A 22697-nucleotide genomic window follows, 5' to 3' on the forward strand; every position below is an offset into this window, starting at 1 on the left:
GCGTGCCCTCTGGAGCCACCGCGCACCGAGGGATCAATCGGTAGAGTGCGCCCTACCCCTCCCCAGCGCCGGAACCTTTTTCCTTCAACCACACGTCATACGGCGGCTCGACGAAGCTCGCCCCCGCTTCCTTGCGGAACCACGTGAGCTGTCGCTTGGCGTAACGGCGCGTCTCCTGGGCCGCCTGCTGGATGGCCTCCTGCACCGTGAGCGTCCCATCCACCACCGCCTTCGCCTGCACGTACCCCACGCTGCGCATGGGCGCGGCCTCCGCGTAGCCCCGGGAGATCAGCTCGCGCACCTCGTCCACCAGCCCTCGCTGGAACATGGCGGCGGTGCGCGCGTCGATGCTCTGGTACAGCGCCTCGCGCGGCGGCGACAGCACGTGCATCCGGAAGGGATACCGGTCCGCGGCGAACGCATGCTCCTTGCGGAACTCGGAGGCAGGTTTGCCCGTCTGTTTGTGGATCTCCAGCGCCCGGATGGTGCGCACCAGATCCTTCGGCGGCAGCTTCGCGGCGGTCTCCGGATCCACCTCGGCGAGCTTGCGGTGCACGGCCTCCCGCCCCTCGGCGGCGGCGAGCGCCTCCAGCTCAGCGCGCAGCTCGGGGTCTGCGCCCGGTGCCTCCACCAGGCCGTGCAGCAGGATGCGCAGGTACATGCCCGTGCCACCCACCACGAACACGGGCCGGCCCCGGGAAGTGATGTCCTCGATGACCGCATCCGCGCGACGCTGGTACTCGGCGGCGGAGAAGGGCTCGAGCGGCTCCACCACGGAGATGAGGTGGTGTGGCACAGCGGCCAGCTCCTCCGCCGAAGGCTTCGCCGTACCGATATCGAAATACCGGTACACCTGCTGCGAGTCCGCGCTGACGATCTCCCCACCCTGGCGGCGGGCGAGCTCGATGGCGAGCGCGGTCTTCCCAGACGCGGTGGGCCCGGCGATGACGGTGAGGAAGGGCTTCATCTCGGACCTCGAGCGCCGCCGGAGCTGCGGCACCCGGCGTTCACCAACTGGTCCGATGGTCGGACCAGTTCACGTCTCAAGAGGCCGCGGGGGCCGAGGGCCGAGCGAGCGCCTCGCGCACGGCGGAGGCCAGGTTCTCGAGCCGCACGGGGATGGGGTCTCCCCCCGCCATGGGCTTGAGCTGGGCCTGACCGCTTTCACGCTCGGCCTGTCCGAGCACCAGCGAGAAACGAGCGCCCGTCTTGTCCGCACGCTTCATCTGGCTCTTGAGGCTGCCGCCACGCGTGTCGAACTCCACGCGCAGGCCCTCGCGGCGCATCCGGCTCACCAGCCCGAAGGCCACGTCCGAGGAACCCTCGTCCGCCACGGCGATGAAGAGGTCCACTGGCGGAGCGAACTGCTGGCCGCTCTCCTTGAGCAGCAGGCAGAGCCGATCCAACCCCAGGCCGAAGCCCACCGCGGGCACGTCCGGCCCACCGAGGCTCTTCACCAGCTTGTCATAGCGGCCACCCCCGCCCACGGTGCTGGCGGTGCCCAGCGCCGGGTGCGCGGCGATGAACTCGAAGGTGGTGCGCGTGTAGTAGTCCAGGCCGCGCATGATGCGCGGGTTGACCACGTATTTGATCCCCAGCACGTCCAGCTTGCGCTGCACCTCGGCGAAGTGCGCGCGGCACGGCTCGCACAGCGACTCGAGGATATTCGGGGCGGCGTTGGCGATCTGCTGACAGCGCTCGTTCTTGCAGTCGAGCACCCGGAGCGGGTTCTTCTCCAAGCGCACCTGGCAGTCCGAGCACAGCTCGCTGGCGTGAGCGCGCAGGTGCTCCACCAGCCGGTTCTGGTAGCCGGGCCGGCACGCGTCGTCGCCCAGCGAGTTGATGTTGAGCGACACGTCCTGGAGCCCCAGCTTCTGCAGGAGCTGCACGACCATGTCCATCATCTCCACGTCCTGGGCGGGCTCCTTGGAGCCGTAGCCCTCGGCGCCGATCTGGTGGAACTGACGGTAGCGGCCCGTCTTCATCCGCTCGTAGCGGAACATGGGGCCCATGTAGAACCAGCGGGTGATGGGCTCCTGGTTGCTGATGGAGTGCTCGATGTACGAGCGAGCCGCCGGAGCGGTGCCCTCGGGACGCAGGGACAGGCTGCGGCCACCCTTGTCCTCGAAGGTGTACATCTCCTTGCCGACGATGTCGGTCGTCTCGCCCACGCTGCGCACGAAGAGGGCGGTGTCCTCCACCATGGGCGTGCGCACCTCGCCGTAGCCGAAGCGCGAGAAGATGTCCCGGGCGGTGCGCTCGACGTGCTGCCACACCTCCACGTCGCCGGGGAGGATGTCGTTCATGCCCTTGACGCCACTGACCTTCTGACTCACGGAATCTCTCCAATCCGCCGGCCCATGCGCACCACCGCCTCGGGCTGGAGGCTGTCGTCCCACTTCACCCGCCCCGGCTCGAAGACGAGGATGACGGTGGAACCCATCTCGAAACGGCCCAGCTCCCCGCCCTTCTCCACCGGCATGGCGGTGTTGTAGCGGTGCACCTTGCCCGGCTTGCCCGTGTGCGTGACGACGTCCTCGTACGCGGCCTTGATGCGGGACACGCAGGTGGCGCCCACCTTCACCACGGCGCACTTGCCAGCCACCGTGTCCAGGTAGGTGACGAGCCGCTCATTGACGCAGAAGAGCGCCTGCTTGTTCTTCACCGAGGCCGGGTTGACGGGCCAGAACTCGCCGGGGATGTACGAGTAGCCGGTGATCTTCCCGCCCAGCGGCGCGTGGATGCGGTGGTAGTCGCGCGGGGACAGGTAGATGGTGGTCCAGGCGCCACCGTGGAAGGGCTTCGCGGCCTCCTCGTCACCGAGCAGCTCGCCCACCGAGTAGTGGATGCCCTTGGCCTGCATGACGCGGCCGTGCTCGGCGTAGCCCACCTGGGACACGGCGCCGTCCACCGGGGACACCACCACCTTCTCGCCCGGATCCACGGGGCGCGAGCCCTCCTTCAGGCCACGGGTGAAGAACTGCGCGAAGGTCGGGTAGTGCTCCAGGGCGAGCTCCGCCTCGGCCACGTCCACCTTGTACGCCTTGGCGAAGGCCTTGATGGCCGCCCGGTGCAACGGGGCCGGGGCGGGCAGACGGGTGGCCATCCCCACCGCCGTCGAGAGGGCGGACTTGGGGAGGATGTTCATCAACTTCATGAAGGTCTGTTCGTTCATGAGACCGGTTCCGCGTGGGGGGATATCTGGGAGTGAGATGCGCGAGCCCGCTTCAGCGACCGCCGTCCGTGGCAGGGCCACCCGTGCCGCCATCCACGGGGATGACCTGGATGGCGCTCTTGGGCACCTGGGCGAGCACCTTGCCGTCTTCGATGATCAACACCTGATCCTGCAGCGGGGCATACTGTTGGCGACACGCCGGGCGGTCCGCCAATTCCCAGCGGTCGCGGCGGCCGCGGCCCTTCACCTCGAGCGACTCGCCCTTCTGGAAGCAGCCGGAGCTCGCCAGCTGGGCCTCCGGGGTGCCGACCCCGGGTACGCCCGCGGTACCACCATCGGCCCCGGCGTCAGTGTCAGGGGCCTCGTCAGGCGGCTCGGAGGCCGAGGGGCCAGGCGACGTGCTGGGGGCGGAGTTGAAGCTGGAGGGGACCTGGGTCGGAGTGCGCGCCTGGGCGAGGGCGTCGGCCTTGGCCTTCTCCTGGGCCTCGGCCTGCTGCTTGCCGGTCTGAATGCGGGTGCGCAGCTCCTGGGCGGCCGGGGCGTCCAGGCTGTCCGAGGGCACCTGGCTCAGCAGGGACTCCACCTCGGCCAGCTCCGGGTCCAGGAAGGCGTCATCGCCCTTCTCCGCGTAGAGCTTGCCGAAGCGCGTGTGCGCCTGGGTGTACTCCTCGGAGGGCTTGGCGGGCTTGCGGCAGGCCACGGGGGCCGCCGCCACGAGGAGGGCCGTCAGGAGGCCCACGAAGGTCCGGCTGGAAAGGGAGCTGTAGGGACGCACAAGGCCGGTTTTCTACGCCATTTCCGGACCGCCGCGCCCGTTTTTCGACTCACACCCCGAGGAACAGTCGCTTGCCGAAGTTGAGCGCCAGCGAGGCGTCGAAGATCTTCTGCGCCGCGGACTCGATGTCGTACTCCACCCGGAGGTACTCCACCGTGCGCGCCCCGGTGTCGCAGATCACGAAGCACGCCCGGTTGTCGTAGTCCCGAGGCTGCCCCACGCTGCCCACCGAGATGATGTACTTGTAGCCCCGGCGGATGCCGAACTTCTGCGCCACCACGTCATGCACCTCGCCATTGCCAATGGCGAACGCCTTGCACAGGTGGCTGTGCCCGATGAACGTCACCTCCGGCAGGTGCTCCACGTACGGCGCCAGCTCCCGCGCCTGCTCCAGCGCGAAGATGTACTCGTACGCCTTGGGCTCCACCGGCGAGCCATGGCTGAAGCCCACGTCCCCAATCCGGTACGTGTACGGCAGGCTCTTGAGCCACTCCATGTTCTCGTCGGACAGCACCCCGGCGGACCAGTCCAGCGCGTGGCGGGCGGCGTCGTAGTAGTACGAGTAGTCCATCCGCCCGGCCACCGCCGCATCGTGGTTGCCCAGCAACGTCACCTCCGTCACCGAGCGCACCAGATCGCAGCACGCGTTGGGCGAGGCCCCGTAGCCGACGATGTCCCCCAGCGAGACGATGCGATCCACCTTCTGCTCTTCCGCAACCCGCAGGACCTCCGTCAGGGCCTCGATGTTGGAGTGGACGTCAGAGATGATCGCGATTCGCATGGTGGGTTCTCGCCGGTGTCCACGTCCGGTCTTCAGCTACCGAACGCGGCCCCTCTCTGCTCTTCGGAGATGATGCGTCGCAGCAACGCCTGCGCGCCAGAATCCAGCACCTCGAACTTCAGCCCCATCCCTGGCGGCCCCTTGTCATGCCGCTGCGGCCGGCACCACACCACCGTCGCCTCGGCCATGACCTCGCGCACCTCGCCGCTGCTCAGCCGCAGCAGCGTGCGCCGCCCCAGATCCAAGGGGGTGTTCGTCTGGAGGAACAACCCACCCTCGCTCAGATTCGCGATGCGCGCGTAGAGCGTAATGTTATCCGACTCGCACCAGCACCGCAGGCGCGAGGGGAATCGTGAGTGCTTTCGGTTCTCCGTCCGCAAGCCCTTCGTCCTCCGCGATGCCAGGTCGTTAGGCGCTTCCCTGACGCTCCATGACGCTTTCCCTGGAAGCGGGATTCGCGGCAGCAAAGATTAGGGACAGCATAAAAATCCGTCAAGCTCGGCAACGGGGCATTCTGCCCCACCCATCCCTGCTCAACCCTCCAGGGAGCCCAGGTCCTCGAAGTGCGTGAGGCGCTTGAACTCCGTGAAGCGGGCGCGGATGTCGGAGCGGCTCACCTCACGCAGGCGCTCGAGGCTGAACTTCTCCACGGTGAAGGAGGCCATGACGCTGCCCATCACCATGGCGCGGCGCAGCACCTCGGCGTCCACGTGGTTCGAGGTGGCCAGGGTGCCCATGAAGCCGCCAGCGAAGGTGTCACCGGCACCGGTGGGATCGAACACGTCCGCCAGGGGCATGGCCGGGCAGGCGAAGATGTGGTCCTGCTCGAAGAGGAGCGCGCCGTACTCGCCGCGCTTCACCACCACGCGCTGGGGGCCCATGCCGAGGATGGCGCGGGCGGCGCGGACGATGTTGTGCTCGCCGGTGAGCTGGCGGGCCTCGGCGTCGTTGACGAAGAGCAGGTTGACGCGCTTGAGCGTCTTGAGGAGCGCCGGCCGGCTGCCGTTGATCCAGAAGTTCATGGTGTCGGCGGCCACCAGCTTGGGCGCCTTCACCTGATCCACCACCTGGGACTGGAGCTCGGGGTGGATGTTGCCGAGGAAGACGTACTGGGAGTCGCGATACTTCTCGGGCAGACGGGGCGAGAAGGACTGGAAGACGTTGAGCTGGGTGTCGAGCGTCTCGGCCTCGTTGAGCTGGAAGCCGTAGCGGCCCTTCCAGCGGAAGGTGCGGCCCTTCTCCCGAGTGACACCCTCGAGGTCCACGCCCCGAGCCTTGAGGAACTCCAGGTGGGCCTGGGGGAAGTCCTCACCCACCACTGCCACCACCTGCGTGGGGGCGAAGAAGGATGCCGAGGTGGAGAAGTAGGTGGCGGAGCCGCCGAGGACGTCCTCCTTCAGACCGAAGGGGGTTTCCACCGAGTCCAGCGCGACTGAGCCAACGACAAGAAGAGACATGGGGCTTCCAGGGAGAGGGGCCTTCGAACCAGGCACGGGGCTCCCAGGGGACCGCCCGTGCCGTGGCGAGGTACGACTTTTCACCCGGTCAGGTCAAGCCATCTGGCAGTGGACCCGCACTCAGGGCGTGGGTAGGACGGGCAGCAGGGCCTTCAGGTCGTCATCCGTGAAGTAGACGCCGCCGCCGAAGAAGAAGTCGCGGCCGGCGAGCATCCGCCGGGTATTGGTGTCGCGCCGGGGATCATTGAGGATGTCGTCCATACCGGCGACGACGAAGAGCCGGTCGAACGCCTGGGCCCTCAGCGAAGTGCGGATGCGCGGGTAGCGCAGCTCGGCCACGGAGAAGTTGAAGGCGTCCACCGACAGCTTCAGGTGGTCCTTGAAGAAGTGGAAGTCCGCGCCCAGGCCGCCGGTGGACTCGATGATGCCGAAGCGCAGCGTGGTGAAGTAGTAGCGCTTGGCGAACTGCGCGCTGAACTTGAAGGACTCCTTGGTGATCGTCTGCTTCTGGATGACGGGCTCGCCCGAGGACGGCGGGTTGGTCTGGACGTACTGCGTCTCGACGGTGCCGCGCGGGTCATCCACCAGTTCCAGCAGGTAGTACTTGTCCGGCTTGGGGGCCAGCCGCAGCGTCAGCATGTTCTTCGAGGTGCCCTGCTCCATGAGGTAGGTGGCCTGGATGCCCACTTCCGTCTGGAGACCGGTGAGGCGGGAGGAGAAGTCGGACAGGTCCTCCATGGACTCGGAGAGCTTCTGACCCAGGCGCTTGTCGGTGAGCAGCGTGCCCACGGGGCCCTCGCCGTTCTTCACCTTGGTGGTCACGTCCTCCAGGTTGGCCAGCGTCTTGTCCAGCCGGCTCATCGTCTGCTTGAGGCTGGCCACGCTGTCCTTCAGGTCCCCTTCCCCACCGCTGCCCACCAGCTTGTTCACCGTGGACAGCACCTCGCGGGTGTCGCGGGTGATGACCTCGATGTTCTGCACGATGTGGTTGACGCTCTCCTCGTTGGACGCCGTAATCCCGCGCACGTCGGAGCTCACGCCCTCCACGTTGCGCAGGATGGCATCCAGCCGCTCGGAGCTGGCGCGCACCGTCAGGTCCACCGCGTCCGACACGCGGACGAGGTTCTCCACGATCCGCTCCAGCGAGCCGGCGCCCTTGTCCCCGCCGAGCACGTCGCGCAGCGCCCCCGTCACCTGCTGGATGTCCGAGGTGATCTGGCTGAGAGAGGCGAAGACGGCCTCCATGCCCTGCACGTCGACAACCCGGCGGATCTCCTCACCCTCCTGGAGGGGGGGCGCCATCTCGGTGCCCGGGTTGAGATCCAGCAGGTAGTCGCCCAACAGGGACTCCGAGCGCTTGGCCAGCGTGGCGTCCTGGTACATGGCGACGTCGCGGCGGATGCGCACGGTCACCTTGGCGCGCGTGCCCTCCAGCTTGATGCTCTCCACCTCGCCCACGGGGAGACCGGCGATCTGGATGCGGCTCTTGGGCCCCAGGCCCGAGGCGTCCCGGAAGTAGGCATAGGCCTGGAGGGCCTCGTCCTCACCCAGCCCCCCCTTGCGGGTGAAGAGGACGAAGCCAAAGAGGAGCCCTCCGGCGACGATCACCAGCAGGCCTACACGGAACGGTGTGACAAGCTTCTTCACCGGGTGTGACTCCTAATCATTCTTTCCGAACCAGGTCTGCAGGAACACCTTCACGGCCGGGTGCTGTGAGGAGCGTAGCTGCTCCGGGGGTCCCTGCTCCAGGATCACCCCTTTGTTGAGGAAGGCGATCTGGTCCGCGATATTGAAGGCCGACGCGATGTCGTGGCTGATGACCACGCTGGTGATGCGCAGCTCGCGCTGCGCCGCGAGGATCATCTCGTCCACGTAGTCGGTGGTGATGGGATCCAGCCCCGTGGTGGGCTCGTCGTAGAGGACGATCTTCGGATTCATCACGATGGCGCGCGCCAGGCCCACGCGCTTGCGCATGCCGCCGGACAGGTCCGCCGGGAACTTGTGCTCCGCGCTCTGCGGCAGGCCCATCAGATCCAACTTCTCGCGCACCAGCTTGCGGATCTCCTCCTCGGAGAGGCCCCGGTGCTCGCGCAGGGGGAACGCCACGTTGTCGTAGACGTCCATGGAGTCGAAGAGGGCGGCGGCCTGGAACACCATGCCGAACTTGTGGCGCACCCGCTCCAGCTCCTCGGGGCCCATGGGGACGATGTCCTCCCCATCGATGACCACCCGCCCCTCGTTCGGCTTGAGCAGGCCGATCATGTGCTTCATCAGCACCGTCTTGCCCGAGCCCGAGCCGCCGAGGATGACGCAGGTGCTGCCCTCGGGCACGGACAGATCGATGCCCGTGAGCACATTGTGCACCCCGAAGGACTTGTGCAGGCCGGTGATCTCGATCATCGGCCGGGAGCTCGTGTCCGTCATGTCAGTGCAGGAGCACCCCGACGATGAAGTCGAGGATGAAGATGGAGAGCGCGCTGGTCACCATGGCCTCGGTGGTGGCCTTGCCCACGCCCTTGGCGCCGCCCGTGGCATTGAAGCCCTTGAAGCAGCACACGAGCGTCACCGCCAGGCCGAAGACGGCGCCCTTGATGAGACCCTCGTAGACGTCGATGGGATCCAACCACTGCTGGGTGCGGCTGATGAAGGTACCGGCGGACACGCCCTGGGTGCCCACCGACACGACGTAGGCGCCGAAGATGCCCGAGGTGTCGAAGAGCAGCGTGAGCAGGGGCACCATGAGGAGGCCGGCCAGCACCCGGGGCACCAGGAGGTACTGGATGGGGTTGACGGCCATGGTCTCCAGGGCGTCCACCTGCTCGGTGACGCGCATGGTGCCCAGCTCGGTGCACATGGCGGAACCGGCGCGCATGGTGACCATCAGCGCTGAGAATACCGGGGCCAGCTCGCGCGTGAGGACGAGGGCCACCGTGGGGCCCACCAGGCTCTGCGCGTCGAACATCGCGAAGGCCCGCGCGGACTGGTTGGCGAACACCATGCCGGTGAACAGGCCGGTGAGCAGCACGATGAAGACGCTGCCCACGCCCACGAAGTCGAGCTGGAAGAAAAGGTTGTGCCAGCGATACGGCCGGCGCACGCCCCAGCGCACCACGTCCACGCCGAGCGTGACCAGGTGGCCCACCTCTTCCACCGTCTCGATGGCACCCTGACCCAGGCCTTCGATGGACTGGGTGAGCAGGGAGGGCTGCTTGGGCTCTTCGGCCTTCTGTGCGTTTTCGGATGCCACGGGTGGGCCCTACTCTACGTGCCTCTCTCCCCGGAACAAGCAAACGCTCTACCTCCAGAGCCCCCCTCCGCCTCCAGGCACCCCAGGCATCCAGGCGCCAACCCCCCCTCCATGACACATGGTGACAAAGGGGTTTCTCCCGCGCGCGCTTGCCGTTATGTTCCGCCGCCCTTTTCATCCCCCCTTCAAAAAGAAGCGAGAAGCACACACCCATGGCGACCCAACACAAGGTCGGCGGCGAGGTCGACGCGTTCTGTACCCGGTGCCGGCTCACGCTGGCCCACACCATCCTGGCGATGGTGGGCACGAAGATCGCTCGAGTCCGGTGCAACACCTGCGGCGGAGACCACGCCTTCCGCTCCGCGCCGGGCACCACCGACAAGCCGAGCGCCTCGGCCCGCTCCAGCGCGAGCAGCAGCACGAAGGCGCCGCGGGCGAGCCGCGCCTCCGCCGAGGACAAGGTCATCATCTCCTTCGAGGAGCAGCTGGCGGGCAAGGACATCGCCAACGCCCCCCGCTACAGCCCCAAGGACACCTACCAGCCGGATCAAGTCATCCAGCATCCCACCTTCGGGCTGGGACTGGTGACGGCGGTGCGCGGGGACAAGGTGGACATCACCTTCAAGTCCGAGACGAAGACGCTGGTACACGGACGCGGCGGCGCGCCGGCCGAGAAGCCCGCTTTCAGCCCGCCCAGCGCGAAAGCTACGGGCCCAGCGGACAAGCCGATGGTAGAGCCGACGGAAGAGGCCGCTCCCCCGCCGGGCAGCCCCGCCGAGGGTTGACAGAGACGCCAGGGAGGCTGGACGGTAGGCCTCCTCTCTATGCGCGCGCCGCTCTTCACGCTGCTGCTGTTGCTGACCCTGCCCCCCTTGGCGGCGGGGGCGGCGCCCTTCCCGGTGACGGCCACCCCTGCGCAGGTGGTGCTCGGCCGGGACAAAGCGGTGGTGGTGCAGGTGAAGACGCCGCGTGGCACCCCTCCGCTCCGGGCCGTGGCCTCCACGGGTAGCCTGATGCCGCTGCCCGCCACCGCTCGGGGCGTGTATTCCTACCGCTGGATTCCTCCGGACATTCGCTACCCGCTGCTGGCAGTGCTCGCCTTCTGGGTAGACGCCTCCGAGGGCCCTCCGGAAGTCACCACCGTGAACATCCCCCTGCTGGGCCGCACGGATCTGGAAGTGGCCACGGACGTGGGCGCAGGTGCTCAGGTGGTGGTGGAGGTGGCCGGCATGCGCTTCGGCCCGGTGACCACCAACCGCAAGGGCCGCGCCAAGGTGCAGGTGGAGGTCCCCCCCGGTGTGCGCGAGGCGCTCGTGCTCGCCACCGCCAAGGGCCAGCAGACGCGCCGCACCACCCCGCTCGACGTACCTCCCGAGCGGCCCCTGGTCGCGGTGGTCAGCCCGGATGTGCTCCCGGTGGGAGGCAACGGGTGGCTGACGCTGCTAGGCGAGGCACCCATGCCCATCACGGAGGTGGATCTAAAGGTGCAGGGCGGAGGCCTGGAGGAGCTGGGCCCGGGAGTGTTCCGCCTGAAGCCGGAGGACGGGGCGAGCGCCGTCGTGGTGGACGCCCACCTCAAGGACGGCACGGGCGCGGCACGCGTCACTGCCCCCGTGTCCGCCCCCATCGTGGTCGACGTCTCTCCCCAGCCGCCCCCAGTGGAGCCGCCCCCGGTGAAACCCGACCCCGGGGTGGACTGGAGCCAGTACCTGAGCTGGCGCTTCGTGTCCCTGCACCTGCTGGCCGGGGGCTTCTTCGCTGGCGGCGACAACCGCGGGCCCCTGGTGTCAGCGGGCCTGGGCTACCGCCTGCCTCCGCTCGGAGGCCGCATCACGCTGGAGGCCGAGGCGGGACTGCGCCAGGTGATGAGCCAGCCCAGCCTGGGTCCCACCGGGCCTCAACTGGACTCGCGGGTGCTGGGCCTGCCCGTGCTGCTGTCCGCGCGGGTGCTCGCCTTCGAGCGGGGGGCCCTGTCCCTCCACGGCCGCGCGGGGGCCGGCGTCCTGTACTACGACCAGCGCGTGACGAGCGCCTCCTTCGAGCAGACGCTCATCCAGCAGGGGCGTACGTTCATGGCCTTCTTGGCGGCCCAGGCCGACTGGCGCCTGGGCCCAGTCAACGCCCTCTTCGAGCTGCGTGGAAGCTACGCCCCGGCGCAGGCGCAGCAGATCGACGCACAGCTCGGCGGACTGTCCGCGTCCCTGGGCCTGAGGTACGCCTTATGAACAAGCTTCTCCCCCTTCTCCTCACGCTGCTGTGTGCGTGCGAGACGGTGACCCCCGTCCAGAAGGAGTTCCAGATCCTCGAGATCACGCCCCGCGAGCAGTTCACCAACGAGTCCAAGAGCGTCACGGTGAAGCTCGACGTGGAGCCCCGCTTCCTTGTGCACTACGGCGAGAAAGAGGCGCGGATGATCGAGGAGCCAATGCTGGAGATTGGCTCGCAGACGGTGCCGCTGGACACGTACCTGGGTCACGGCCAGTTCCAGGGCCAGGTGGGCCTGGGGTTGCCCGTCGGGCGCTATGAGATCCGGGTCAAGCTGGAGGAAGGACGCGAGGCCACCCTCCCCGACGCCTACGAGGTGAAGCCCTCGGTCGGATTCTGGATCGGTACCATCGGGGACCAGTACCTCAACGAGCCCTTCACCATCACCCTGCATGCCGCAGGCCCAGACGCCGAGCACTTCGAGGGCACCGTGCTGGTGAGCCTCTACAAGGGCGGCTCCAACACCTTCTCCTTCCCCAGCGGCCCGTTCACCGCGGGGGTGCGCCAGCAGGAGATCACCATCGACACGCCCGGCGACAACTACCTGATCGTGTTGAAGGACGATCAGAACAACGGCGCCACGTCGAACAAGTTCCGGGTGCTGGTGAAGGACTGATTCGCGAGACGCATGAGCATGGATACCCCTCCTCCCCTCTCCTGGCAGTTCAACCTCGGACGGATCCCGGTCCTGGTCGAGCCGACCTTCTGGCTGATGACGCTGATGCTCGGGTTCGCCATCAAGAACCCGGCGCTGGTGGTGTGCTGGATCGCCGTGTGCTTCGTGTCGATCATGGTGCACGAGCTGGGGCACGCGCTGATGGCCATGGCCCTGGGCAGCCGCGGGGTGTCCATCCGCCTCTATGCCTTCGGAGGGCTGTGCTACCACGAGGTGCTGAGCCGCTGGCGCAGCGTGGCGGTCTCGTTCGCCGGGCCGCTCGCGGGCTTCATCCTCGCCGGGCTCGTGTACCTGGCCACTCCGGTGCTGCCCCTGCACAGCTCCATGGGCTACGCCACCTACAAGTTCCTCCTGTACGTGAACATCTACTGGGGCCTCATGAACCTGCTGCCGGTGCCTCCCTTGGATGGGGGCAACATGGCGGTCGGCGTGTTCGGACCTACCCGGTACCGCATGGCCCTGGGGCTGGGCGTTGTCGCCTCCGCCGCGGTGGTGGCCTGGGCGGTGATCTCGGACGACACCTACCTCGCGGTGCTCTTCGGCCTGCTGGGCGTTGGTTGCATCCAGAAGCTCGCGACGGCGAAGGACCTCAAGCCCTTCAAGCCCGTGAAGGTCGCGGAGGTTGAACCGGATGCGCTCGCGCGCGCCTGGCAGGCGCTGCGCTCGGGCCAAGAGACCGAGGCGGCACGGCTGGGACACCTGGCCCTGTCGGCGGCGAAGCCGGGCGAGGAGAGCAACGCGGCGAGGGATCTGCTCGCCTGGGTGGCGCTGACCGAGGGCAATGCGCGCGCCGCCGTGTCACACCTGGAGAAGGTGCAGCCACCCGAGGCCGCGCGGCCCTACAGCCTGGCCATGGCGTATGAGGCGGCGGGCCTGCACGAGCGCGCCCTGCCCCACGCCCTCGCCGCGCTGGAGAAGGAGCGCACGGAGGCGATGGCCTCGCTGGCAGTGCGCCTGCTGGTGACGGCCTCGCGGCTGGACGAGGCCGAGCGGATCGCTCGGGAGTTCTCCTGGAAGGCGCCGGCGAAGCGGGACACGCTGCTGGCGGACGTGGCGGTGGCCCGGGGAGACTTCGGTGCGGCGGCGGCGCTCCATGCGAGCGCCTTCGAGGCCGCGGGCAGCGCGGAGGACGCCTACCAGGCGGCCCGAGACCACGCACGCGCCGGCCAGGGAGCGCTGGCCTCCGAGTGGCTCAAGCGAGCCCTGGAGGCGGGCTACGACGACTTCGAGGAGCTCGGCCAGGATCCCACGCTGGCCGAGGCCCGCTCCGTTCCAGAGATCGCCGAGCGGCTCGCCCGGGGCACCAAGGGTGTCGCCTAGAGGGCGGGCACCGGCCAGCCAGCGGGATAGTTGAGGTACGCCGTCCCGGCCGAGGCCTTGAGCCAGAGCGGCTCGAACTCGGAGCGCAGGTAGGTGCGCTGGACCGCGGCATCAGTGGAGGCCGCGGGATCATTGAGGATCGGGTTGCCGGACGCGTCGAAGCCCACCAGCACCATCAGGTGGCCAGCGCTCGAGCTGATGGGCGCTCCGGTGAGCTCCCCGTTGCCCCAGGAGATGCTGAGGATGGCGGGCACGCCCGCGGAGATCCACGGCTCGAGCTGCGCCAAGCTGGTGAAGCGCGTCACGTGGGACTGGAGCCCCTTCGTCGCGGAGTAGGCGGTGTTGAAGGGCCAGTTGCCATGGCCCCGGAAGATCCAGTCATAGACGCCGCTGACGGCCGCCCGCACATGCGGCTCGCAGGCACCCGTGTCGCCCGCCCAGTAGCGCAGCACCATGGACGTGGACGTGGGGCTGCACCAGACCTGGCCACCATCCGGGTACACCATCTGCGAGCACTCCGGCACCGGGAGCACCTGGTTCCAGTGAGCCGGGTTGCCTACGGAAGCAACGGGGTTCTTGTCCGGCGAGGTGGAAATGGCGACAGAGCTGGCACGCATGCGCGGCAGGGCCACGCCATCCGCGCTGAAGAGCCGCACCTTCACCTGGAAGGCCGTCGCCGCCGCCTTCTTGTTGGTGACGACCAGGGTGTCGATGCCCACGTAGCCGTAGGTGTCCGACTGCGAGCCCGCCGAGTGACGGCGCACCGTCGAGTAGTCAGCGGACCACACGCCCAGGTTGTACCACTTGGTCCACACACCGCTGACCTGGGCGCGGATCTGCGTCTCCACCCAGGTGCCGGTGGGCGTCTCCGCCTCCCAGGAAGCGACGGCCTCGCGGAAACCAAAGCCGGCATTCATGACGGGGCTGGTGGCCTCGCCGACGCGGAAGCTGCCACCGTTGTAGAAGTTGCCACCGCTGTAGGCGCCGGGCGCGTAGGGATCCGTGCCCGTCGCGGCCGTCTGAGGATCCACCTGCAGCGAGCCATCCGCCGCCAGGGTCACACCGCTGCGCTGCCACGAGGAGAAACCACCCTGGCTCGCCGCCCAGCGCGAGAAGCCACTCTGGCCCGCCAGCGCCGGGGACACCCACGTGAGCGTGACGAGTACCGCGAGCACGGCCGTCCTGAAGTTCCGCATGAACCGCCTCCTGAAATCGGGGGGTTCATTTTTTACGCGTTTTCCAAGAAGTTACCAACGTGGTTCGCGGACAACCGTCCACCGCCCACCGGGCTCAAGGGGCGAGCTGTTCCCGCAGCGCCCTCGCCGCCTGGAAGTCCGGCGAGTCGTGGCGGTCCGCCTCGAGCCGCTCGCAGATCTTCTCCAGGAGGCGCCAGGCCGCTTGCGGCCGGCCCACGTCCCGTAGCAGCCGTCCCAGGCTCAACGCCGCACGCAGTTCGAAGAGCCCCGAGCCCTGTCTACGGGCCAGCCAGATGGCGCGCTGCAGGCTGTAGCGTGCGTCGTCCTCGCGACCCCAGGCGCGGAGCAGCTCGCCATACAGCCGGTGCAGCTCGACACCATAGGAGAGCTCTCCCGTCGTCTCCTCCCAGGCCAGCGCTTCCAGAATGGCGGACATGCCCTTGCGCACCTGTCCCCGCTTCAGCTCCACCTCCGCGAGCAGGATGAAGTTGTAGGGCATCCCGGCCCGCAGCCCCATCGACCGCCAGCCGTCGATCGCCTTTCGCAGGAGCACGAGGCCTTCCTGCTCCTGGCCCAGCATGCACAAGGCCCAGCCCCGGGTGACCGCCGACAAGGAGAAGAAGATCCAGAAGTCGTACCTACGGGAAAGCTCCTGGGCCCGGGTCGCCAGCTCGAGTGCATCCTGGACTTCCCCACGGATCTGGCAGGTCACGCCCGAGTAGGTCAACGCATAGGCCAGGGTGTGCGGATGGCCGATACGTTCGGCGTGCTCCCGGGCTTCCCGGCTGTAGCGCCGCGCCTCTTCCAGCTCACCCAGCGCCGAGAAAATGATGGACGCAACACTCCGCGCGCCTACCGTCGGGCTGAGCCCATAGCGCGCGGCGATCGGCAGCTCCTGCTCGACCTCCGAGTCCACGCAGGCCACCGACCGCTCGATGTGCTTGCGGGCCAACCGCATCCGTCCCCATATGAGGAAGTCGGTAGCCATCATCCGGTGGCCCAGGGCGAGCAACGCCGGGCGGTGCTGGCTGCGGCCGAGCCCCACGAGGTGCCTGGCCAGCTTGTGCCGCAAGTGGAAGTCCGCCCGCGCATAGCTGATGAAGGGCTCCCAGTAGGCCAGCTCGCTGACCTGCACCGACTCGCCCTGCTCCCGGATGAGCTGCCGCACGCGATCGTCCGCCTGCTGCACCTCTGGAGCCCGGAGCCCCCGCGTCTGCATCAACGGGAGCCCCAGCCCCATCAAGAGCTGCAGCTCCTGCTGGTTGCGCTGCCCGGACTCCGGCTGGCCGCGCAGCACCTTCAACGCCAGGGAGAGATAGCGCACCGACTCCGGGTAGTCGGCCTTCATGCTGGCGCTCTGCCCGGCCCGGGCCCAATAGGGAATGGCGTGCTCGGGCGCCCCGGCCTCCGCGTGATGATGCGCGAGCACCTCGGGCCGCGTCTCCGCCACCTCGGGGAAATGCCCCTCCAGAACCTGGGCGATGTGCTGGTGGTACCGCCGCCGCTCGCGCCGGGACAGGGACTGCAAGGCAGCCTCCTGGATCAACACGTGCCGGAACAGGAACACGGGCCCACCCGCCCCCTGCCATTCCTGCAACAGGCCCGCGTTCTCCAGTCTCGCGATCACCCACCTCAGCTCTGCCTCTCCGCGCCCCGTCAGCTTCACGAGCAACGCCAGGGAGAGATCCCACCCCACCACCGCGCACAGCTGCGCCAGGGCTTTCTGGCGCGAGGGCAGCAGATCCAACCTCGCCAGCAGCAGCTCATGCAGGGTCTCCGGAATGGAGGACGGAAGCTCTCCAGGCTGGGCGGAGCGGGAATCCGCCTGCTCCAGCACCATGCGCGTCATCTCCTCGATGAAGAGCGGAACGCCATCCGTCTTGCGCACCAGCTCCTGAAGCAGCTCCGAGGGCAACTCCCTGCCGAGGGCAACCTCCTTCACCAGGGCCGCGGAGGACTCGGCCGGCAACCGCTCCAGGGCGAGCGGGTGGAACCAGGGCCTGGCCGGCCAGGGAGGCTGGAAGTCCGGGCGCGCGCTGAGGGCCACGAGGATGCGCTCCTTGTCGACAGCTCCGAGCAGCGAGCCCAGCAGTTCCAGCCGGAGGGAGTCCGCCCATTGCAGGTCCTCGACGGTGAAGAGCAGCGGCCGCTCCCGAGCCATGCGCCGCAGCATCTCCACCAGCGCTTCGATGACGCGCTCCCTGCGCCACTCGGGCGTGAGCACATGCACGGGAGAGTCCGCCGGAACGGGAAGCGAGATGAACAGGCCGATGAGGTGCGCCTGCTCCTCGCTCAGGCCGAGCGCGCCCAGCCGCTCCACCAACTCCCGCAGGTGCTGAGGCGGCGTGCCCTCCGGGGAGAACTGGAACAACTGCTGCAGGACGGCGCTCGGCGGTTGCAGCGAGCCGGCACTGAAGCGAGGCCAGCACTGGAGCGGTATCGGCACGGTGGCTTCGGCAGCCACCCGCTCGCGCAACGCCTGGAGGAGAAGGGACTTGCCAATGCCTGCCTCACCACTGACGAGCACGAAGCTCCCATGCCCGCTCCGAGCCTCCTCCCACAGCTCCACCAACCGCTGCCGCTCACGCTCCCGGCCCACCAGCGGCAGGGAGCCCTTGGCGGCCAGCGAACGATCGAACCGGGAGGCCACCTCCCGCTCTCTCCTCACACGATGGACCTCCAGGCTCATGGACCCGGACAGCCCCTCGAAGGTGCGAGCTCCCAACGGCTCGGTCTCAAAGACGCCCCGCACCAGCCGCCGCGTCGTGTCGCCCATGGCCACACCACCGGGCCCGACCTGTCGCGCCAGCCAGGCGGCCACCCCGGGCGCCTCGCCCTGAATGGAGTGCTCCTCCAGAACCACCCGATCCGTGCGGACCCCCAACCTCACGGCGAGCACCCTCTCGGGCAGGTGCGGCAACTTCTCGCGCAGGACTTCTGGGAGCAACCGCGCCAGGCTCAGCGCCGTCCGCACCGCACGCTCCGAGTCATCCTCCCTCGCCCGGAGGCAACCGAAGCACGCCAGGACCTCTCCCCCCATGCTCAGCAGAAGCGAGCCGCCATGCCTGGGAAGCAACTCCTTGCAGGCCTGATGGAAGGCCGTCTGGAGCTCACCAAGCTCCTCGGGGTCGAGCTGCTCCAGGGAGCCATTCCGGCGCGTGAGCTGGCAGCACACCAGCGTCACCTGCCGCCGCTGGGGTCCCCGCGAGGTCTCTTGCCGGAAGCCGAGCCGCACCTGCACCTCGTGCAGCTCCTCCCTCATCTCCCGCGCGGTAGGGAATCGCTGCTCAGGTTCCTTGGCGAGCGCCATCGACAACAAGGCGTCCACCTCTCGCCGCAGCTCCGGGCGCATGGCGCGTACCGAGGGAATGGGCTCCGCGGACGTTATCCGCGCCTGCAACTCCTCGAGGGGAAAGACGGGATACGGCAACCTGCCGGTGAGCATCTCGTACAGCACCATGCCCGCCGCCCAGAGATCCGTGCGCGCATCCTGCGCCTCGCCCCGCCATTGCTCCGGAGCCATGTAGCCCGGTGTCCCGGCGGTGGGCAGGTACCGCGCATGAGGTGTAGCCGCCGCGGTGAACCACGCCAGTCCGAAGTCCAGCAACTTCACCGTTCCCTGCCGGGTGACGAAGACATTGCTGGGCTTGAGATCTCGATGGATGACCTGATGCTCATGTGCGTGTGCCAGGCCCGCGAGGATGGCATCCAGGATCTCCAGCGCCCGCTTCGGCTCCAGCGGCCCTTCCCGCTTCAACACCGCGGCCAGCGACTCGCCCTCCAGACACTCCATCACCAGGAAGGGCAGCCGGGTGGCGCCGGGCCTGTCGATCCACTCACTCACATCGAAGATGCGGACAATGTGCTCATGCGACAGCTGGGCAATCGCTCTCGCCTCTCGCAGGGCCTCGTCGGTGAGTCCCCAGCGAGGAACCAGGAACTTGAGTGCCACCTCGCGCTGCAGCTCCTCATCCCGAGCGCGGAATACCCACCCCATGCCGCCGTGCCCCAGCTCCGTCCGCACCTTGAAGCGCCGCCCCTCCCTGCCCCCCAACCATTCCCCGGGTATGGGCAAGCGGGGGGGCGAGTCCGCCAGGATCACTTCCTGGAGCAGCTCCCGCTCGAAGCTCGATAACTCGGACTCCTCCGTCCCCTGGCTCGGGGCCGGGCAGGACGGCGGGCCCTCCCAGCCTGGATCCCTGGACATGATGATGCTCCCAGCCTGGCTCCCAAGCACCCGCGCACCTCGAGCCAGCCCTCCATGAAGCTAGGGATCCGCCAGGGCACGAGCCACCGGGCCCGCCGGGTGCATCGCGGCGGGCCCGTCCCTTCCAGGCAGTCCGGGCCTCCCCTCTTCACCTACCCGCTGCGCCCACGCGCACCCAGGGCGCGAACGCGTTATCCACATTGGCGAGCACGGGCGCCAACTCCGGGTAGTGCCTCGCCAGGACAGTGCCCATGGTGTTCTGATCGACCCAATCGAGCCCCGCTCGGGTGTAGTTCTGCTCGTTGTACTCCGTGGTGAAGAACCGGTCGCTCTTCAGCCGGCGCGACGCCATGAGGATGAAGATGCGGAAGGCCGTGTCGCTGAAGCCGAAGCCCGGCGGAGGCGCCTCGGCGTACAGCCCCACCATCAGATCCACACGGTTGATGTCTCCGTAGACTCCGTGGAGCTCCCGCTGCCAGGTCTTGTTCGTCGTGAGCTGATCGAAGGACTTCAGGCGGGGCATGCGCAGGGCCGCCCGGAAGTCGTTGTACCGGGGCACGCCCCGCTCTCGATCTCTCAGGATGTCGATCGTGGCCAGATCGATGCGCGGCGGCAACACCGACTGGGCCCCCACGGGCTCGTGGTCCCGCAGGAAGTCGGGGTAGTTGTGCAGGGTGATGGCCCCCGGATGGGTCATGCCGAACGAGTAGAACAGGTCCTCCATCGAGGACTCGCGCTGGACCTTCCGGGCTCCGCTCCCCGCCAGCTCGCGTATCGGCTTCAGCCGCAGGAACCGGGGATCCGCCAACGAGCGCAGCGGGACCTGATCGGGAATCAGCGGGTGCATGCGGTAGACGGCCGCGAACTCCTCTGTCATCGCATAATCCACTCCGTAATGGTCCGTCGGTGAGCGGGGAATCCCGTTCAGCACCTCCTTGTCCCGGGTCAGCTTCAACAGCCGAGACACCTTCTGGTTGGCAATGCCCGTCCAGTTCACATTCATCGCGATCTTCAGGACCGGGTGGCCGAGGATCGCGGTAGTCCACTCGACCGTGTGGATCTTCGCCATGAGCGCGCAGTTGACGTGCTGCGCGTGGCGATAAAGCTCCTCGTCGGTCAGATCGGGATGGGCCTGCTTCAGACGATCACAGATGGCGTTGTGCTCCAGCGTGAACAGGTTGTGGAGCAGGCTCAGGCCCAGCCACCAGTTCTGGGTCATCCCGGTACGCTCGATACCATTGCCATCCACGGGCAGGAGCCGGTCCGCCCCGATGACGAGCTTGCCGTCCACGCGGGAGCGGAGGCTGTCGCTGACCAACGGGTCGTCTCCGTAGAGCTGCGAGGCGTCCCACCAGTGGGTCCGCTTATTGACGTAGGACGGTGGATCCTTGCCCGCGATTCCTGGCGAGATGGGCAGCGTGCGCGGCACGCGCATCGGCTGCTGGTGCCAGGTGTCGTGCTTCTCGATGGGAATAGAGTGATCGTTCTTCGAGTCCGCATCCAGCGCGTGCTCGAACCAGTCATGGACTTGGAACTGGATCCAAGCCGCGGCGAGCAGGTTGAGCGTCACGGCGGGCTTGAAGGTGTCCCGGGCCAGCAGAATCCGGCTGACCTCACGGGGGTTGGGCGTCATCAGGGCCGACCCCGACTCTGGGATGACCTTGTCGAGCTGGACATTGCGCCCAAAGCGCCGATCCTTCGCGCCCATGAGTGGGTCCTTGAGATCGGTCCTCGTGCCATCCGGTCTCCGTCCCAGGACAGACACACTTCCATCACTGGGAGCCGCCATGGGCTCCGGCGGCGCCAGCATCGAGGTGCTGTACAGGTTCTTCGCGCGCAGACGGCGGCGAAGGGCCACGAGGGTCAAGATGGCGAGGGTCTTCCGCTGCTTGTACCAGGGGTAGCGCCTCGAAATGCGCTCTAGCGCGTAGCTCGTGAAACGATCCAGGACAGGGGTATTCGTACGGGTTTGCATGACGGAGTCCTCGAGGTGATGGGTTCAGGCGTTGATGTTGGCTTCGAGAATGTTCGGCGTGACCTGCCAGAGGGCCGGAGACCCCGCGGCCATCCGGGACTGAAGGGCCTGGAGCTCATCCTGGAAGGTCCGCATGGCGGAGGCTCCCTCGTTGTCCAGGGCCAGGTACGAGAAGTCTTCCAGCAGCGACGTGCGCTTCACGTTCAGGATGAAGTTGGCGTTGACGAGGCGCTGGTAGATATCCAGGGGCAAGCGCTGTCCATTGCGGTAGACGCGCACCGGCTGGACATGGGGCCAGAGCTGGTAGTGCCACAGCCCGGTGCCGATGGCCTCGTGCTCCACGGACTCCAGGTAGATGATCGCGGCGACCAGCCGGCTCACACCTGCGAGGGTGGGATTGCCGCCGATCCACTTCGTCGTCCCGTTGGGCAGGAGGCGCTCCAGCTCGAGCAGCCAGAGACCAAGGTGCTCATCCCGGCGGATGCCCTCGTCCGTGTAGTACAGGCGCAGGTAGCGCTCAGCATGAGCGTGCATCACCTGGAAGAGCTCCTGGCGGTTATCCAGGACCGGTGTCGCGAAGCCATACTTCGGGATGCCGCGCTGCCGTGCGTCCTCCTCGGGATCAAACCGGGAGATGTCGAACTGGTCGTGCGTGTCATCCAGCAGCCTGCACATGTCCTGGTACTCGAAGCTGAAGATGTCCCCGAAGTCCCCTCCCGGGGTGAGCTGGCTCTTGATGGCGAGCAGGTTGCTGTCCTGCGTCCCATACACGTGGGGCCACAGCAGCCGACGCACGGGATGCTCTGCGGGAAGGTTGTTGCGTGTCGCGATCGCGGCCGCGGAGGCCCCGATGAGGTGGACCCAGTTCAGGTGCCGCACCACCGACATGTGCGTCGTGGCCGCGCACAGCGCGATCTTTCGTGACAGCTCCCACTTCGGGTCATCCGGCTTCGAGATTCCCAGCTCGGAGTCGATCTGGACCACGCGGAGCCGCTGCTCCCTGTCCATCTGGAACAGGACATGGACGCCCAGGGAGTGGAGCCCGTCGCGGTGCGCATAGCGCTCGAACTGCCGGAAATTCCACTCGTAGCTGTCGTGGGTGACCTTCTGCAGGTAGCAGGCATAAGGGCTCGCTACAGCCAGGCGCGCGAGATCGACGTCGCCGGTGTATTCCGCGGGCAGCTCGGGAGCCGAGAACAGCTTCCGGTGGCGCCTGGTGCAAGCCGCGTCGAGCGCCTTCCAGTGATCCGCGTCGATGGGGGGCAAGCCCTTCTTCATCGGAGAGAGGAAGCGCTGCAGCACCCTGTGCTGAAACCAGTAGAGCCCTTGCCTCAGCCATGAGCGGAATGCAGGCCAGGAGCGCCACGAGACCTCGTCTCTGGGAATATGGCTGGCGACCCGGACCTTCCTGACGGGGATCTCCTTCAGCCGGCGCTCGAGGCTGACCACCTCAATCCTCTTCCCGCTCTCTTGCGGGGCGGGAATCCTCACCAGCTTATTGAGACGGTATTTGATCGTCGTCCATCCATTCCAGATGATCCGCTTGAAATGCCAGACACTTCTAGAGATGACCTGTCTACGCTTGCTGATGCGCTGCATACACGAGTCTCCTTCTCTCGGCGC

Annotated in this window: 18 protein-coding genes; 4 read left to right on the forward strand and 14 right to left on the reverse strand. The window is 67.6% G+C overall.

Translation table 11 applies throughout. The features are described from left to right. Positions 1 to 52: 52 nt before the first annotated feature. The 10 genes from miaA to OV287_RS28130 all read right to left on the reverse strand — a co-directional run bounded on the left by miaA (position 53) and on the right by OV287_RS28130 (position 9435). On the reverse strand, positions 53 to 967 hold the full coding sequence (gene miaA, locus OV287_RS28085) for a tRNA (adenosine(37)-N6)-dimethylallyltransferase MiaA (protein WP_267537127.1): 915 nt from the start codon (positions 965 to 967) through the stop codon (positions 53 to 55). Positions 968 to 1043: 76 nt separating this feature from the next. Beyond that, entirely contained in the window at positions 1044 to 2306 is a 1263-nt protein-coding gene (gene hisS / locus OV287_RS28090) for a histidine--tRNA ligase (protein WP_267542429.1), read from the reverse strand. A gap of 26 nt (positions 2307 to 2332) precedes the next feature. Next, the gene (gene asd, locus OV287_RS28095) at positions 2333 to 3175 is read right to left on the reverse strand and encodes an archaetidylserine decarboxylase (protein ID WP_267537128.1); all 843 of its coding nucleotides are present in this window, start codon (positions 3173 to 3175) and stop codon (positions 2333 to 2335) included. A gap of 52 nt (positions 3176 to 3227) precedes the next feature. Next, positions 3228 to 3950: a hypothetical protein gene (locus tag OV287_RS28100; RefSeq protein WP_267537129.1), complete on the reverse strand. Its 723-nt coding sequence runs from the start codon at positions 3948 to 3950 to the stop codon at positions 3228 to 3230. A 49-nt stretch (positions 3951 to 3999) separates the two neighbouring features. Continuing rightward, positions 4000 to 4731 carry a metallophosphoesterase family protein gene (locus tag OV287_RS28105; protein WP_043393211.1) on the reverse strand — a complete coding sequence of 244 codons (732 nt, stop codon included), beginning with the start codon at positions 4729 to 4731 and terminating at the stop codon, positions 4000 to 4002. A gap of 32 nt (positions 4732 to 4763) precedes the next feature. Next, complete coding sequence (locus tag OV287_RS28110; RefSeq protein WP_267537130.1) at positions 4764 to 5111, reverse strand: TIGR02266 family protein; 348 nt, start codon at positions 5109 to 5111, stop codon at positions 4764 to 4766. Between the two features lie 153 nt (positions 5112 to 5264). Further along, complete coding sequence (locus tag OV287_RS28115) at positions 5265 to 6188, reverse strand: PfkB family carbohydrate kinase (protein ID WP_267537131.1); 924 nt, start codon at positions 6186 to 6188, stop codon at positions 5265 to 5267. Between the two features lie 120 nt (positions 6189 to 6308). After that, positions 6309 to 7835, reverse strand: coding sequence for an MlaD family protein (locus OV287_RS28120; protein ID WP_267537132.1), 1527 nt, complete (start codon positions 7833 to 7835; stop codon positions 6309 to 6311). Positions 7836 to 7847: 12 nt separating this feature from the next. Beyond that, positions 7848 to 8588, reverse strand: a complete 741-nt coding sequence (locus OV287_RS28125) for an ABC transporter ATP-binding protein (RefSeq protein WP_267542430.1) — start codon at positions 8586 to 8588, stop codon at positions 7848 to 7850. A gap of 25 nt (positions 8589 to 8613) precedes the next feature. Continuing rightward, positions 8614 to 9435 carry an MlaE family ABC transporter permease gene (locus tag OV287_RS28130; RefSeq protein ID WP_267537133.1) on the reverse strand — a complete coding sequence of 274 codons (822 nt, stop codon included), beginning with the start codon at positions 9433 to 9435 and terminating at the stop codon, positions 8614 to 8616. A gap of 212 nt (positions 9436 to 9647) precedes the next feature. On the opposite strand from OV287_RS28130, the gene OV287_RS28135 reads away from it, so the two are divergent. From OV287_RS28135 to OV287_RS28150, 4 genes are read left to right on the forward strand one after another with little or no spacing between them, the layout of a single operon-like run. Then, positions 9648 to 10220: a hypothetical protein gene (locus OV287_RS28135; RefSeq protein WP_267537134.1), complete on the forward strand. Its 573-nt coding sequence runs from the start codon at positions 9648 to 9650 to the stop codon at positions 10218 to 10220. A 39-nt stretch (positions 10221 to 10259) separates the two neighbouring features. Beyond that, the gene (locus OV287_RS28140; RefSeq protein ID WP_267537135.1) at positions 10260 to 11660 is read left to right on the forward strand and encodes a hypothetical protein; all 1401 of its coding nucleotides are present in this window, start codon (positions 10260 to 10262) and stop codon (positions 11658 to 11660) included. Further along, positions 11657 to 12316 (forward strand): hypothetical protein, encoded by a 660-nt coding sequence (locus OV287_RS28145; protein WP_267537136.1) that lies wholly within the window; start codon positions 11657 to 11659, stop codon positions 12314 to 12316. The genes OV287_RS28140 and OV287_RS28145 overlap by 4 nt, the downstream gene beginning before the upstream one ends. Positions 12317 to 12328: 12 nt before the next feature. Continuing rightward, entirely contained in the window at positions 12329 to 13696 is a 1368-nt protein-coding gene (locus OV287_RS28150; RefSeq protein ID WP_267537137.1) for a metalloprotease, read from the forward strand. Here the strand turns inward: OV287_RS28150 and OV287_RS28155 are convergent. The 4 genes from OV287_RS28155 to OV287_RS28170 form a co-directional block, all read right to left on the reverse strand. Then, entirely contained in the window at positions 13693 to 14892 is a 1200-nt protein-coding gene (locus tag OV287_RS28155) for a C39 family peptidase (protein WP_267537138.1), read from the reverse strand. The genes OV287_RS28150 and OV287_RS28155 overlap by 4 nt on opposite strands. A gap of 94 nt (positions 14893 to 14986) precedes the next feature. Then, entirely contained in the window at positions 14987 to 19099 is a 4113-nt protein-coding gene (locus OV287_RS28160) for a protein kinase domain-containing protein (protein WP_267537139.1), read from the reverse strand. A gap of 148 nt (positions 19100 to 19247) precedes the next feature. Beyond that, on the reverse strand, positions 19248 to 21074 hold the full coding sequence (locus OV287_RS28165; protein ID WP_267537140.1) for a peroxidase family protein: 1827 nt from the start codon (positions 21072 to 21074) through the stop codon (positions 19248 to 19250). Positions 21075 to 21098: 24 nt separating this feature from the next. After that, entirely contained in the window at positions 21099 to 22673 is a 1575-nt protein-coding gene (locus OV287_RS28170) for a lipoxygenase family protein (RefSeq protein WP_267537141.1), read from the reverse strand. Between the last annotated feature and the right edge of the window lie 24 nt (positions 22674 to 22697).

This window comes from Archangium lansingense (assembly GCF_026626635.1).
GTDB classification, from domain to species: domain Bacteria; phylum Myxococcota; class Myxococcia; order Myxococcales; family Myxococcaceae; genus Archangium; species Archangium lansingense.